Source organism: Marivirga sericea, from assembly GCF_900177665.1.
Lineage (GTDB): Bacteria > Bacteroidota > Bacteroidia > Cytophagales > Cyclobacteriaceae > Marivirga > Marivirga sericea.
This window is the reverse complement of sequence record NZ_FXAW01000003.1, coordinates 339,087-353,263: the sequence shown is the minus strand read 5'-3', so window position 1 is coordinate 353,263 and position 14,177 is coordinate 339,087. Positions and strand designations below refer to the sequence as shown.

Below are 14,177 nucleotides of genomic sequence, written 5' to 3'. Positions count from 1 at the left end.
AAATTAGAGATATGAGTACAGAAACTGTAGATAAACCGGTTAAGAAAGAATCAGAAGCACTTCTTTCCAAAAGGAGGAAGAAAATTGTTTCCGATCCATTAAATGACGACAATCCAATCACCATTCAGGTTTTGGGTATTTGTTCTGCTCTTGCAGTAACTACGCAAATGAAGCCTACCATGGTGATGTCAATTGCAGTAATTTTTGTAATAGTTTTTTCAAACTTAACTATTTCTTTAATAAGGAAATTGATACCTAACAGAGTTAGAATTATTGTGCAGTTGGCCGTGATTGCCACATTGGTGACTTTGGTAAACGAAGTGCTGCAAGCGTTCGCTTATGATATGTATAAGGAACTAAGTGTATTCGTGGGTTTGATCATTACAAACTGTATCATCATGGGACGTTTGGAAGCTTTTGCTTTAGCGAATAAACCTTATGATTCAATTCTTGATGGATTAGGGAGTGGGTTAGGTTATGCGTGGATAATACTAGCTGTTGCTTTTTTTAGAGAGCTTTTCGGTTCAGGTGCGATTTTCGGATTTGAAGTGTTTGAAGCAATCGGATTCTCATCTGATGGATGGGTAGGAATGGACTACCAAGCAAATGGTATTATGGTAACCCCCGTAGGTGCCTTCTTTATATTGGGACTCATTATTTGGGTGCAGAGGAACAAAACAGGATACGTAGAAAATTAATCGCTAAAATTTTTTGACAATGGATTTAATTAACTTAGGAATAAAATCAATTTTTATAGAGAACATGGTTTTCGCCTATTTCTTGGGTATGTGTTCTTTTTTAGCGGTTTCTAAAAAAGTTAGCACTGCTTTCGGTTTAGGATTAGCCGTTGTGTTTGTTTTGACAATCACAGTACCAACGAACTGGCTTTTAAGTGAATTCATCTTGAATGAAGGAGCTCTTTCGTGGATTAGTAAGGATTTAGCTACTGTGGATTTAAGCTTCTTAAGCTTTATTATGTATATAGCTGTTATTGCCTCTATGGTACAATTGGTAGAGATGGTGATTGAAAAAACGTCTCCAGCTTTATATGGTTCTTTGGGAATTTTCTTGCCTCTAATTGCTGTAAACTGTGCAATTTTAGGTTCTTCATTATTCATGGATCAAAGAGACTATGGATTGGCTGAATCTGCTGTTTATGGATTCTCTTCAGGGATCGGATGGTTCTTAGCAATTATTGCTTTAGCAGCTATTCGTGAGAGGTTGAAATATTCTAACGTTCCTGATGGATTGAAAGGGTTAGGTATAACCATGTTGATTACAGGTTTAATGGGTATTGCCTTTATGTCTTTTATGGGTATTTCAATTTAGCAGAAGCTTTTATTTGATATTTCTCAAGCCTTGATGGACTTCATCAAGGCTTTTTTCGTTATATAATTTCAAGACTTTTATTTACAAATATGCGACAGAAGATATTTACTAAGATTGCCAGTTATTTTTTCAGAGGATTATTGTTTGTAGCACCCATTGCATTTACAATTTTAGTCATACAAGCTGTTTTTAATTGGCTGGACGGATTGCTTCCTGTCAATGTTCCTGGTCTAGGGATCTTAATTCTGATTTCAGCAATAGTAGGGGTGGGGTATTTAGGTAGTACTTATTTTATGAAGCCTTTTTTCGAGATGTTCGAGCAGGTGATTAAGAAAATACCTTTGCTCAGCTTGATTTATAACTCGATCAAAGATTTAGTTGGGGCATTTGTAGGGGACAAGAAAAAATTTAATGAACCGATCATGGTTCAGTTTGATGAGGCGGGGAAGATTTTTAAACCAGGTTTTATTACACGTACTGATTTAAGTAAGGTGAATATGGAGGGTTTTTGTTCGGTGTATATGCCACATTCATACAATTTTTCTGGAAATATTTTGGTAGTGAAAAATGAGTTGGTACATCCGTGGGATGTCAACAGTACTGATGCCATGAAATTCATCGTTTCGGGAGGAGTTAGCGGTATTGAAGAGATGTAATAAAAAGCGATTAATAGGGTCATAAATTTCGCTATTTACTATACGATATATAATAAATGGTATATAATATTTAAATATTGTAGTAAAACAAACATAAATGCATAGGCTTCTTTTTTTTGAGTCATGTATGTTATTATATTTGTTTTAAAGTAAGTTTATTGCATGACTAGGGGAGAAGTTTTGAACGTAAAAGCGAGATATAAATCATTGATAAATTCCAGTTCTTTGGGCGATATTGTTTCTGCCGTGATCATCTGTATTGAATGTGTTGTCGCATGTACCGTGATTGTGGTAAATTTATTGAACTAAGTCCTTTTAATTTACTAGCACTTCCCGTAATTTTCCTTTATGCACAAAGGAAACCTGTTTGTAGTTTATAAATCATCTGCTGGTAGTGGCAAAACCTTTACTCTTACCAAAGAATATCTCAAATTAGCTTTTCACAATCCCGATCACTTCAAGAAAATTTTAGCTGTTACCTTCACCAATAAGGCAACCCAGGAAATGAAAGAGAGGATTATTCAGAATCTGTTTGAATTTTCTGAAGATACTTCTGGCGCAATGGCGCAGCAGCTAAAAGAATTATTGAATTTTTCAGATGATGAGTTAAAAAGTAAGTCAAAAGATTTATTGATTTCGATCCTTCATAACTACAGTAGGTTTTCAGTTCAAACCATTGATCGTTTCTTTCAAAATGTAATGCGTTCATTTGCTAGAGAGCTAAGTATTCAAGGAGATGGTGAGCTCCTTTTGAATACAGATGAAGTCAGGCAGTCCGTTTTAGATTTATTAATGGAAGACATAAGCGATCCAAAGCATACAGCCTTAAAAAATTGGGTGATAGATTTCTCCATTAATAAACTTGAAGAGAAGGGGAAATGGGATATAAGAAGAGATATTCTATCTTTTACGGAGGAGTTGATGAAGGATGATTTTAAGGTGATAGAAAGGGCTCTCAATAAAGAAATCAGCAATTATGAAAAACTAAAATCCTTTAAGGACAAATTGAACAAAATTATTGCTCAATTTGAAAATGCCTTGGATGGAATTAGTAAAAAAGCTTTTCAGCTGATTGAGGCAAATGGATTGGTAATTACAGATTTTAGTTATGGATATTCAGGGGCTATCAATTTTTTTAATAAGATCAACAAAGATTCCAGAAATTATGATTTAACTGATTTAGTAAAAGGCAGAGTAAAAACTGCTATAGAAACAGACGGTGAATCCTTAGCTTCAAAATCCTCGAAAAAGAAAGATCTGATTTTTCAAACAGCTTCTGCTGGCTTGATGGATCATTTTCAAGAGGTGATTGATTACATTAAGAAGAATATAGGCCAATACCGCTCTGCTGAGAATATCCTTAAGAACATCTATTTAATAGGAATTACCCAGCAGTTTAACCAAAGAATGCAAGAGTATAAAAAGGAAGAGGGTATCCAATTTCTGTCTGATACTACTCAATTTTTAAATGAAATCATTGGAACCGATCCAGCTGAAAGTCCCTTTGTTTACGAAAAAATGGGTAGTTTTTATGATAATTTCCTAATTGATGAATTTCAGGATACTTCTACCTTACAGTGGCAAAATTTTAAGCCATTAATTGAAAACTCTCTAGCTGAAGGAAATGAAAATTTGGTGGTGGGAGATGTGAAACAGTCCATTTATCGTTGGAGAGGAGGTGATTGGAGATTACTACTAAAAGGATTAAAGGAAGATATTTCACCTGCTTTTTATCAAGAAGAGGCATTAAGCCATAATTTTCGAAGTAAACCCAATGTGATTGATTTTAATAATAAGCTATTCACTGCTATGCCTAATTTGGTGAAGTCAAATGCATTGAATAAAGATTCTAATGCTTTCACACAAGAAGTCGAGTATCTTTTACAAGACCTTCCTGATGCCTACAAGGAGGTGGTACAAGAGAAGAAAAAAGAATATCCGTATCAAGGATTTGTAGAGCTTCAATTTTTTGAGCAAGAGGAAAATGAGGATGGCGAAAAAATTAGCTGGCAGACTAAGGCTTTGGAAAAATTTGTACAAGATTTGGAACGATTACAAGATGCAGGTTTAAAATTAAATGATGTTGGTATTTTAGTCAGGAAAAAGAAAGAGGGTATGGAAATACAGGATTTCTTGGAGCATTATAAAAACCGTAATCCTCATAAGCTGCAGAAATATAAATACAGCATCATTTCAGATGAGACTTTGCTGCTATCGAGTGCCCATATCGTCAATTTCTTATTGAACTGTTTTCAACACCTCTATACCGAAGATAAAATAGCCCTTTCTCAAATTAAATTCTACTACCAAAAAATAATTCAGAATGATGAATCACTCATTCATGATATTGTAAAGCTTAACAGTACAGATGATTTTTTACCAGTTGAATTTTTAGCTTCCCAAAAAGATTTGATGAGTTTGAGTTTGTTAGAAATGAGTGAGCAATTAATTCAACTCTTTCAGCTAAAGAAAATTAAAAAAGAAAAAGCCTACCTCTCTGCCTTTCAGGATGTTTTATTGGACTTTGGAAATAAAGGAGGAATACCTGATTTTATGGAATGGTGGGAAGAAAACAGTCATTCTTATGCTATTAAATTACAATCTGATGAAAACTCAGCAAGATTGATGACCATCCATAAATCAAAAGGCTTAGAGTTTAAGATTTGTATGATTCCGCTTCTTGACTGGACTTTAAGTCCCAATCCATTGATGGCCCCAACGCTTTGGGTAAAAACAACAGGAACCCAGTTTTCTGAAATCCCATATCTGCCCATTAAACATTCATCATCATTGAAAGAATCCGATTTTGCCCTTTCCTATTGGGAAGAGGAAGTGAGGAGTTATCTAGATAATTTAAATTTGATGTATGTGGCTATGACAAGGGCTGGGGATGCCCTTTTCTTTAATTCTCACGCAAAGGCTAAATCAGGTTATATTTCGAAACTACTTTTGAAATTTGCTGAAGAGCAGGATCAATGGGAAGAAGCAGATATGAAGTTGATTGTGGGAAGTGAAGCTGATTTTGCTTTAATGGCTAAAGAGAAAGAAGTCAGCTCAGAATCTTTTCCTGTTAGTTCGGTTAATCTGACTTATTATGAAAGTCACAATTGGCATGATAAGTTGAAGATTAAGCATTCATCTACTTTATTGGCTCAAGATGCTGGTTTATCTAAAACAGATTTAGGGATTTATGTGCATGATATATTTTCTAAATTAAATGATTTACAAGAGCTTCCTGAGATTTTGGAAAAGGTCAAGACAGAGAAAATGTTGAATAAGGAGGATTTTGAGGCTATTCAGAAATTGGTGAAGGACAATCTTGAAAAAGACAGTATTTTATTGCCTTGGTTTGAAACAGATTGGCAGGTTAAAACGGAAGTTCCTGTCCTTTTAGAAGATGGCTCCCTAATTCGATTAGACCGAGTATTAATTAATGGGCACGAAGCCAAGATCTTAGATTTTAAAACAGGTTTGAAATCAGATCAGGATCATAAACAAGTCAGCTTTTACAGAAATACTTTAAAGAAAATGGGTTATGAGAAAGTGACAGCCCACATTGCTTATCTTAATCCATTGGAGATTATTGAAGTTTAATAACATATATCATAAATTCTTTTCAGTTCTTTGCTGCTGTAGAATGGTATGCTTGTGTTTGAGAACTGATAGGAAAGTAGATAATTGAAATCAAGCTGTATGGTTATCAAAGAATTAACGCGACCAATTCCGAGGAACTCGGAAAAGTGGGAGGGAGGAAAGTTTAGCGGGCCTGCTTGTGCAGACAAGCCAGCGAAGGACTAGAGGGGATCAGTATTAAACTTTCTTGATTTTTTGGTTCTTTTTAATCAAGTAAAAAGAATGTATTGGTAGTTTTGACTGATAATGATAAATTAACACAATAAGATTAATCTGATTTACGATTTTTTTGATTTTAAATATTTTCAAGTTGCCCAGAACAAAAGCATTGGCGACATCTACTTGCGCAGTATTTGCTTTAAATGCTAAAACATCACTTCTTAGATTATCTCAATAAATAGATTATGCAAAACACATTCTTAGAAGAACTAGCCCAATCACTATTTAACAAATTAGGAAAAGACATTTCTAGCTACTCCGTCATTTTTCCGAATAGAAGGGCTGGATTATTCTTTAACCATGCACTTCGAAAGCTCATAGACCAACCCATTTGGGCTCCAGAAACCATGGCAATCGAGGATTTTGTACGCCAGAAAAGTGATTTTGCTGTGCCAGACCAATTGAGTTTAGTTTTTTCCTTACATGAAGTATTTCAAAAGCATGCCCCTTTTAAAGAAGATTTTGAGCAGTTTTATTTTTGGGGTGATATGCTTGTGAAAGATTTCAATGACGTAGATCATTATATGGCAGATGCTCGACCTCTATTTGCCAATTTGTTGGAATGGAAAAAGCTTGCGGACACTGATTTCTTAAGCGAAGAACAACTTCAATTAATTGAAAAATTTTGGAAAAGCTTTGAAGCTAAGCCCAAAGATGCACAAGAAAAATTTTCCCGGAATTGGAATATCCTTTATCCAGTGTATCAGGATTTCAGGAAGAAATTAAAAGCTGAAAAGCAAGCCTATAATGGCATGTTATACAGAGATTATGCTGATAAATTGAAGTCTGGACAAGCCAAAATCTCTAGCCAATTGATTTTTGCAGGCTTTAATGCCTTAACCAAAACAGAGGAAATCATTATATCGGAAGCGGTAAAAGAAGGCGCGGAAGTCTACTGGGATATGGACGCCTATTATGCATCTCCTGAAAATAGTATGCAGGAAGCCGGTAATTTCTTTCGGGAATATGCAAAACATTCTGTTTTAGGTAAGACCTTTCCACCAAAGATGCCCAATAGAATTTTAGAAAAAACCCCTGAAATTAAGATAACAGAGATAAAGGGGAATATTGCACAAGCAAAATTTTTAGGTCAACTCCTTTCCCAACAAGCATTAGAACAGCCAGAAAAAACGGCCATTATTTTAGGGGATGAGAGCTTACTTTTCCCGGTACTGTATGCGCTTCCTGAATCAATTCATAAGGTCAATGTGACGATGGGTTATCCACTGAGGTTCGCCTCGATTTATCAATTGATGAATATCTGCCTATACCTTCAAAAGAATAAAAGAGAGGAAGCAAATAAGCTAAGCTTCAATCATAGAGATGTATTAAGAATATTAAAACATCCTTTTGTGGGAAACATATTAGGGGAAGAGGTGAAAAATAAAATTCAACAGATTGACACGAATAATATCATTAGGTTGGAGTTGAAGGATTTGTATTTCGAGAATGAAATGCAAAATCAATTATTAGATATTGTTTTCAAAGATGGTTCTGCTAATTATTTTCACTACTTAAAAACTATTCTACAGTATGTTCATAGCGAGCAAATTGAATCTACCGAACAGGAATTTATAGCGGAAATTTATAAGCAAATCGATCAGCTTGAGCAAATTGTGAGTGAGTTCAAATTGCAATTGGATAACAATGCTTTTATTCGATTATTTAATCGAATTGTTCAATCTATCAGAGTGCCATTTTCAGGGGAACCTTTGGAAGGAATACAGATTATGGGAGTGCTGGAGTCACGGAATTTGGATTTTGAGCATATCTATTTTTTGAGTATAAGTGAAGACAATTTTCCTGGTGGCGCAAATAATCAATCATTTATACCCTATAATATTAGAAAGGCTTATGGCTTGCCAACTTTAGAGCAGAGAGATGCTATTTATGCCTATTTGTTCAATCGGCTTCTGCAACGCAGTCAGCAAATACATTTGATGTATAATAGTGATAATAGCGGAGGAAAAGGAGGTGAACCAAGCCGCTACCTTTTGCAATTACAATATGAATTGGGCATTCAGTCACAAAAAGTGGAATTGCAAAGACTAAACCAAGATCCTCAAGCGGCTTCTCCAGTTCCCATCACGATTGAAAAAAATAAAGCAATTCGAGCGGTTTTAAAATCATACAATGCAGATAAATTTCTGTCAGCTTCTGCTTTAAAGATTTACTTGGATTGTAGATTACAATTTTATTTCCGTTACATAGCGGGTTTGAAAGAAAGAGATGAGGTAAGCGAAGATTTAGATGCGGCTGACTTTGGGAATATCCTTCACCATGTAATGGAAAAATTATATGGAGTGGTTCTGGGAGAAGTTTTAGACGTTAACAGAATTTATCTTTTGAAGAAAAATATAGACCATCTAATTATAGAAGAATTTGCTGAGCTTTATGGTAAGAAAAATAATATATCGGCCTTTGAATTTGAAGGTAGAAATATCATAATAAGAGATGTAGTAAAGCGAATGGTAGTTCAAATTTTGAATTATGATGCAAAAATGGCCCCATTCACTGTGAAAAAGGTAGAAGGAGAATATGGATATGCTGTTCCATTGGAAAATGGTGATAAGATCCGTTTGCAAGGCTCAATCGATAGATTGGATGAGAAAGAGGATAGTGTTCGCGTAATAGATTATAAATCTGGTGGTGATGAAGTAAAATTTCCAGATGTTGAAAGTCTATTTGATCGAGACGATAATAAAAGAAATGGTGCTGCCATGCAAACACTTATATATTCTTACCTTTTCATTAAAAATCAAGAATACGATGGGGTGAAAAATGTGGTACCGGGACTTTATAATGGTAAGGGTTTATTCAAGTCTGACTTTTCGGAGAAATTGAAGTTGGCTGGTAAAGAGTTAAATAATGCGGAAATATTAATGGAGGATTTTGAAAAGGGCTTAAAGGAGATTTTGTCTGAAATCTTTATTAGCGACCAAGCGTTCAATCAAACGGATAAGTTGGAGAAATGTACCTATTGTCCTTACAAAACAATTTGCAATCGCTAAAAAAGCCTGTTTTATAATAGATTTAGTGACAATACTGTAATCTATTAGTAGAATCGGTACTTATTCTCAATAGCGTCAGAAATATATGAAGGCTTGAATTATTGTTTCTTTAGCTTCAAGACAAAAGAAAAAAAGAATGATTCAAAAAGTCATAACGCAATTGAATACGAATTTATAATTCATTTATCATTTAGACAAAAAATCTAATGCTCCATTAAATTGGTCATAAAAAAAACAACACGTCTCTCAACGTGTTGCCAAACCTAATTGAACATGAAAACTAAATTATTATCTAAAATAACTTTGCCGTATAACCATTTACCCTTGAAATAGTTTGAAGTAGATATAAAAAGTTTATTATGCCATTAAAAGAACAACAACAAGCACCGAATTTTGAATTAGCATCTACTTCCGGAGATACTTTTAAATTAACAGAACAATCTGGTGAACCGATTATCTTATTTTTCTATCCAAAAAATTTTACCAAAGTTTGTACAGCCGAGGTTTGCGAATTTAGAGATGCTTTTTCAGAGTTTAGAGATTTGAATGTGAAGGTGGTCGGTATTAGTCAGGATACCATTTCATCTCATCAGAAATTCAAAAAAGAGAATAAATTACCATTTGAATTATTGAGTGACCCAAAAGGAAAAGTGGCGAAACTATATAAAGCTACCATTCCTGTTATTGGGATGAACAGAAGGATCACCTATTTGATGGATAAGGAACAGAGAATTAAAGCGGTATATGAAAATATGTTTACAGCTGATCAACATGTAAAGCAGATGATCAATAAAATGTAGATTGTTGCTATTCAATAGATTATATTTTTTTATTCCCGATAAAACCTTTTAAATTTACGAACGTAACTGAAAATTGTGTTTAAACAAAAATCCATATTAGATATTCTGCTTTCTGTACTGATACTCAGTACCAGTCTTGGTGCAGTAATGTATAAACATTATTGTGGTGACGTACTTCAGGAAGTAGCCTTTGCGGAAAAGGATAAACACTGCACTCATCATGCAAAGGATAAAGAAATGCCTCCTTGCCATAAGCATGAAACAGACAAAGCAGATTGCTGTAAAACAGAAACTCAAAAAGTATCGGTTGATGATGCTCAGCAACAAAAAGAAAGTAACTCTATTTTAAAAACAGGATCTTCTTTCGTTTCTGTAATATATGTTTTGGTAAATTACTTATTTTCCAATCCATTAGAATCTCAGGCGCAGTCAACAATTCAGATATTTGATAGCCCCCCACTCTATAAAGCACCACTACAAGTACTGTACCAAAGCTTTTTGATTTAATACTACCATTGTTTTAAACGATTGATCGAAGGAATACTTCCCTCGATTACTATTTCTGTGTTTAAATCAATGGTTTTTTATGTTAAATCGAATCATCAAATTTTTCTTATATAATAAGTTAGTCACTTTTTTACTCTTAACTGTATTAGTAGCATGGGGTATTGTAGTGGCGCCTTTCGGTTGGAATGTAAATATGCTGCCTTCAGACCCGGTTCCTGTTGATGCTATTCCCAATTATGGCGAAAATCAACAAATCGTATTCACCGAATGGCCTGGTCGTTCTCCTCAGGATATAGAAGACCAAATTTCATATCCTTTGACTACTTATTTGTTGGGAATTCCCGGCGTGAAGACCATCAGAAGTTCATCCATTTTTGGGTTTTCGAGCATCTATCTCATTTTTGATGAGAGTAAAGAATTTTATTGGACTCGTTCCAGAATTCTAGAGAAATTGAATTCAATTCCTAGCGGTCTTTTACCGGAAGCTGTTCAGCCTACGCTCGGGCCTGATGCTACTTCTTTAGGTCAGGTATATTGGTATACCATTGAAGGTAGGGATGAAGATGGAAACCCTACTGGTGGATGGGATTTGCATGAAATTCGTACAGTTCAAGATTTTTATGTAAAATATGGTTTAAATGCTGCTGAAGATGTTTCAGAGGTTTCTTCAATCGGTGGCTTTGTGAAAGAATATCAAGTAGATGTCGACCCTGATGCACTAAGAGCTTATAATATTTCGCTTACGAAAGTGATGAGTGCTGTCAAGAATTCCAATCGTGACGTAGGGGCAAAAACCATTGAAATCAATCAGGCGGAATATCTGGTGAGGGGATTGGGCTATATTGAAAATATAGAAGATATAGAAGCTGCAGTGGTAGCTGTGGTCGATAATACTCCCATCCGAATTAAAGATATTGCAAAAGTTTCAATAGGTCCAGCAAGTCGAAGGGGTATTCTGGATAAAGACGGTGCAGAAGTAGTAGGGGGTGTTGTAGTAGCCCGGTATGGTGCTAATCCTTTGCAAGTAATCAATAACGTAAAAGATAAAATTGATGAAATTTCGCCTGGTTTGCCTACTAAGACCTTGTCTGATGGAAGAATTAGTAAATTGACTATCGTCCCATTTTATGACCGGTCCGAACTGATTTATGAAACACTAGGAACGCTTGAAGATGCACTGACCTTGCAAATCTTGATTTCCATTTTGGTGATTACCATCATGGTTTACCGGTTGCGTGCCTCTATTTTGATTTCTTCATTATTACCCATAGCCGTATTAATGGTTTTCATAGCTATGCGCTATTTTGGAGTGGATGCTAATATCGTTGCACTTTCGGGTATTGCTATTGCTATTGGTACCATGGTCGACTTGGGTATTATCCTCACGGAAAATGTTATCAAACATCTGGATGATGCCCCCAAAGACCAAAAACTAATTGATACCATTTATAATGGTGCGTCAGAAGTTTCAGGTGCTATATTAACAGCAGTTTCTACCACCATTGTCAGCTTTATTCCAGTATTTACCCTTCAAGCAGCGGAAGGTAAATTATTCAGTCCTTTGGCTTTTACCAAGACTTTTGCCTTAGTGGCAGCATTGGTCGTAAGCTTATTAATCTTGCCAGCATTGGCTCATGTTTTCTTTGGATTTAAGATTGAGAATAAGTGGTTGAAGAAATTCGCAAATCCTGCTTTGATTTTAGTAGGATTAATAGGTTTGATATTCAGCTATACGTGGGCAGGAGTAGTAGTACTGCTTTTCGGATTATTTGGATTAGTAAATCAAATAGTAGTAAAAAAGGAGATTCAGTCACCTAATTTCCTTAAGTGGATTTTAAAACACTCCGATTTAATCATCGCAACATTTGCCGTTTTATGGCTGCTGGCCAAGTACTGGCTGCCACTGGGGCCTGCTAAGTCGCTCATCAGCAATTTCATTTTTGTAGCAGTGGTTGTCGGTATTATTTTGTCTTTATTTATTTTAATTGAAACCTATTATAAAAATATTTTAGGTCTCTGTTTAGATAATAAAAAGACTTTCCTCGCCATTCCAAGCTTTTTTATTCTCTTAGGAATTGTAATCTGGTTAGGCTTTAGCACTGTTTTTGGATTTATAGCTTCAGGTTTTGAGAAAGTAGGTTGGGATGTAAGTGAAACAAGCGGCTGGACATCTATAACTGAGACCTTTCCAGGAATAGGAGAGGAATTTATGCCTTCTTTAGATGAAGGGAGCTTTTTGTTGATGCCGACTTCAATGCCTCATTCTGGAGTAGAATATAACAGAGAAGTCTTAGGTCAGCTTGATATGATGTTGACCAATATTCCAGAAGTTGAACTTACGGTCGGTAAGTTGGGAAGGGTGGAATCTGCTCTTGACCCCGCGCCAGTTTCCATGTTTGAGAATGTTATTAATTATAAGCCTGAATACATTTTGAATCAGAAAGGAAAAAGGCAAAGATTCAAAGTCAATTCAAGTGATGAATTTCACATCAACACTGCTGATAAATTAGCAGGACTGGGTTTAAGTTCAGAGGAAAGTGAAGTGAAAATATTTTTTGATCCTAAGGAAAGAAATTTTACCGATGGAGATGGAAAAGTCTTTGAAAAAGAGTTGGAGGATAAAATTGCAAAACAAATTGGAGGGGAATTCGAAAGTTATCTAATCCCCGATTCTGACGGGCAATATTTCCGAAACTGGAGACAGCATATCAAGAGTCCGGATGATATATGGGATGAAATTGCTCAGGTTACTAAAATCCCGGGAGTGACATCAGCTCCCAAGCTTCAACCTATTGAAACGCGACTGGTAATGCTTCAAACCGGTATGCGTGCGCCAATGGGTATCAAGGTTTTTGGACCTGAATTAAGAACCATCGAATTTTTTTCATTGCAGTTGGAGAATATTCTGAAAGAGGTGCCTTCTGTTAAATCAGAAGCAGTTTTTGCGGACAGAATTGTTGGGAAGCCTTATATGCTCTTGGACATTAATCGAGAAGAAATTGCTCGCTATGGCCTAACGATAGAAGATGTTCAACAATTTATCGGAACGGCTATAGGAGGAATGACCATTACCAACACAGTGGAAGGCAGAGAGCGTTTTCCTGTAAGAGTGAGATATCCAAGAGAGCTACGGGCAAATCCAGAGGAACTTTCTCGAATGTTGATTTCTACTTCAACTGGGGCTCAGATACCACTAGGACAAATTTTAGATATTGAGTATGAACGAGGTCCGCAGGCGATAAAAAGTGAAAATACCTTTCTGGTTGGATATGTTTTATTTGATAAGAAGGATGGTTTTGCTGAAGTGACGGCTGTGGAGGATTCCCGCAATTTGATTCAAGAGAAAATTGATTCGGGCGAATTAACAGTACCCAAAGGTGTCAATTATAAATTCTCTGGAAGCTATGAAAATCAAGTGCGTGCCGAGAAGAGGTTATCTATAATTGTGCCGATTGTTCTGCTTGTTATTTTTCTGATACTTTATTTTCAGTTTAAATCAGTTCTGACTAGCCTCATGGTGTTTTCGGGAATTGCTTTAGCATTCAGTGGAGGATTTATCATGCTTTGGCTTTATGGGCAAGATTGGTTTTTCAATTTTGAATGGTTTGATATCGATTTCAGGTCATTGTTCCAAATCAGCACGGTTAATTTGAGTGTAGCAGTTTGGGTAGGATTTATTGCACTGTTTGGAATTGCTACAGATGATGGCGTGGTAATGGCGACTTACTTGGATCAAAGTTTTGATAAAAACAAAACAGATAATATCAAGGGGATTAAACAGGCGGTGATAGAAGCAGGTGAAAAGCGGATTAAACCTGCTGTGATGACTTCAACGACTACCATTATCGCTTTGCTGCCCATTCTAACCTCAACTGGCAAAGGTTCTGATATCATGGTTCCGATGGCAATTCCGGCTTTTGGTGGAATGTTAATGGCATCTTTAACATACTTTTTGATACCAGTGCTTTATGCATTAAAGGAGGAAATTAAAATAAAAAAATCCCAAAAGAAAGAACTTTAAA

General features: G+C 35.6%; 8 protein-coding genes. All 8 read left to right on the top strand.

Annotated elements, in window-relative coordinates; all coding sequences use genetic code 11:
- The first annotated feature begins 11 nt into the window (after positions 1 to 11).
- The 8 genes from B9Y84_RS09140 to B9Y84_RS09105 all read left to right on the top strand — a co-directional run bounded on the left by B9Y84_RS09140 (position 12) and on the right by B9Y84_RS09105 (position 14,176).
- Complete coding sequence (locus B9Y84_RS09140; RefSeq protein ID WP_085516780.1) at positions 12 to 698, top strand: NADH:ubiquinone reductase (Na(+)-transporting) subunit D; 687 nt, start codon at positions 12 to 14, stop codon at positions 696 to 698.
- Between the two features lie 19 nt (positions 699 to 717).
- Entirely contained in the window at positions 718 to 1,329 is a 612-nt protein-coding gene (nqrE, locus tag B9Y84_RS09135; protein ID WP_085516779.1) for an NADH:ubiquinone reductase (Na(+)-transporting) subunit E, read from the top strand.
- A gap of 89 nt (positions 1,330 to 1,418) precedes the next feature.
- Entirely contained in the window at positions 1,419 to 1,985 is a 567-nt protein-coding gene (locus B9Y84_RS09130; protein ID WP_085516778.1) for a DUF502 domain-containing protein, read from the top strand.
- A gap of 348 nt (positions 1,986 to 2,333) precedes the next feature.
- Entirely contained in the window at positions 2,334 to 5,579 is a 3,246-nt protein-coding gene (locus B9Y84_RS09125) for a UvrD-helicase domain-containing protein (protein WP_085516777.1), read from the top strand.
- Between the two features lie 443 nt (positions 5,580 to 6,022).
- The gene (locus B9Y84_RS09120) at positions 6,023 to 8,848 is read left to right on the top strand and encodes a PD-(D/E)XK nuclease family protein (protein ID WP_085516776.1); all 2,826 of its coding nucleotides are present in this window, start codon (positions 6,023 to 6,025) and stop codon (positions 8,846 to 8,848) included.
- A 359-nt stretch (positions 8,849 to 9,207) separates the two neighbouring features.
- Positions 9,208 to 9,648: a peroxiredoxin gene (locus B9Y84_RS09115; protein ID WP_085516775.1), complete on the top strand. Its 441-nt coding sequence runs from the start codon at positions 9,208 to 9,210 to the stop codon at positions 9,646 to 9,648.
- A 75-nt stretch (positions 9,649 to 9,723) separates the two neighbouring features.
- Positions 9,724 to 10,155 carry an HYC_CC_PP family protein gene (locus B9Y84_RS09110; protein WP_085516774.1) on the top strand — a complete coding sequence of 144 codons (432 nt, stop codon included), beginning with the start codon at positions 9,724 to 9,726 and terminating at the stop codon, positions 10,153 to 10,155.
- Between the two features lie 79 nt (positions 10,156 to 10,234).
- A complete protein-coding gene (locus B9Y84_RS09105) occupies positions 10,235 to 14,176 on the top strand; it encodes an efflux RND transporter permease subunit (RefSeq protein WP_085516773.1) in 3,942 nt (1,313 codons plus the stop codon).
- Position 14,177 lies beyond the last annotated feature (1 nt).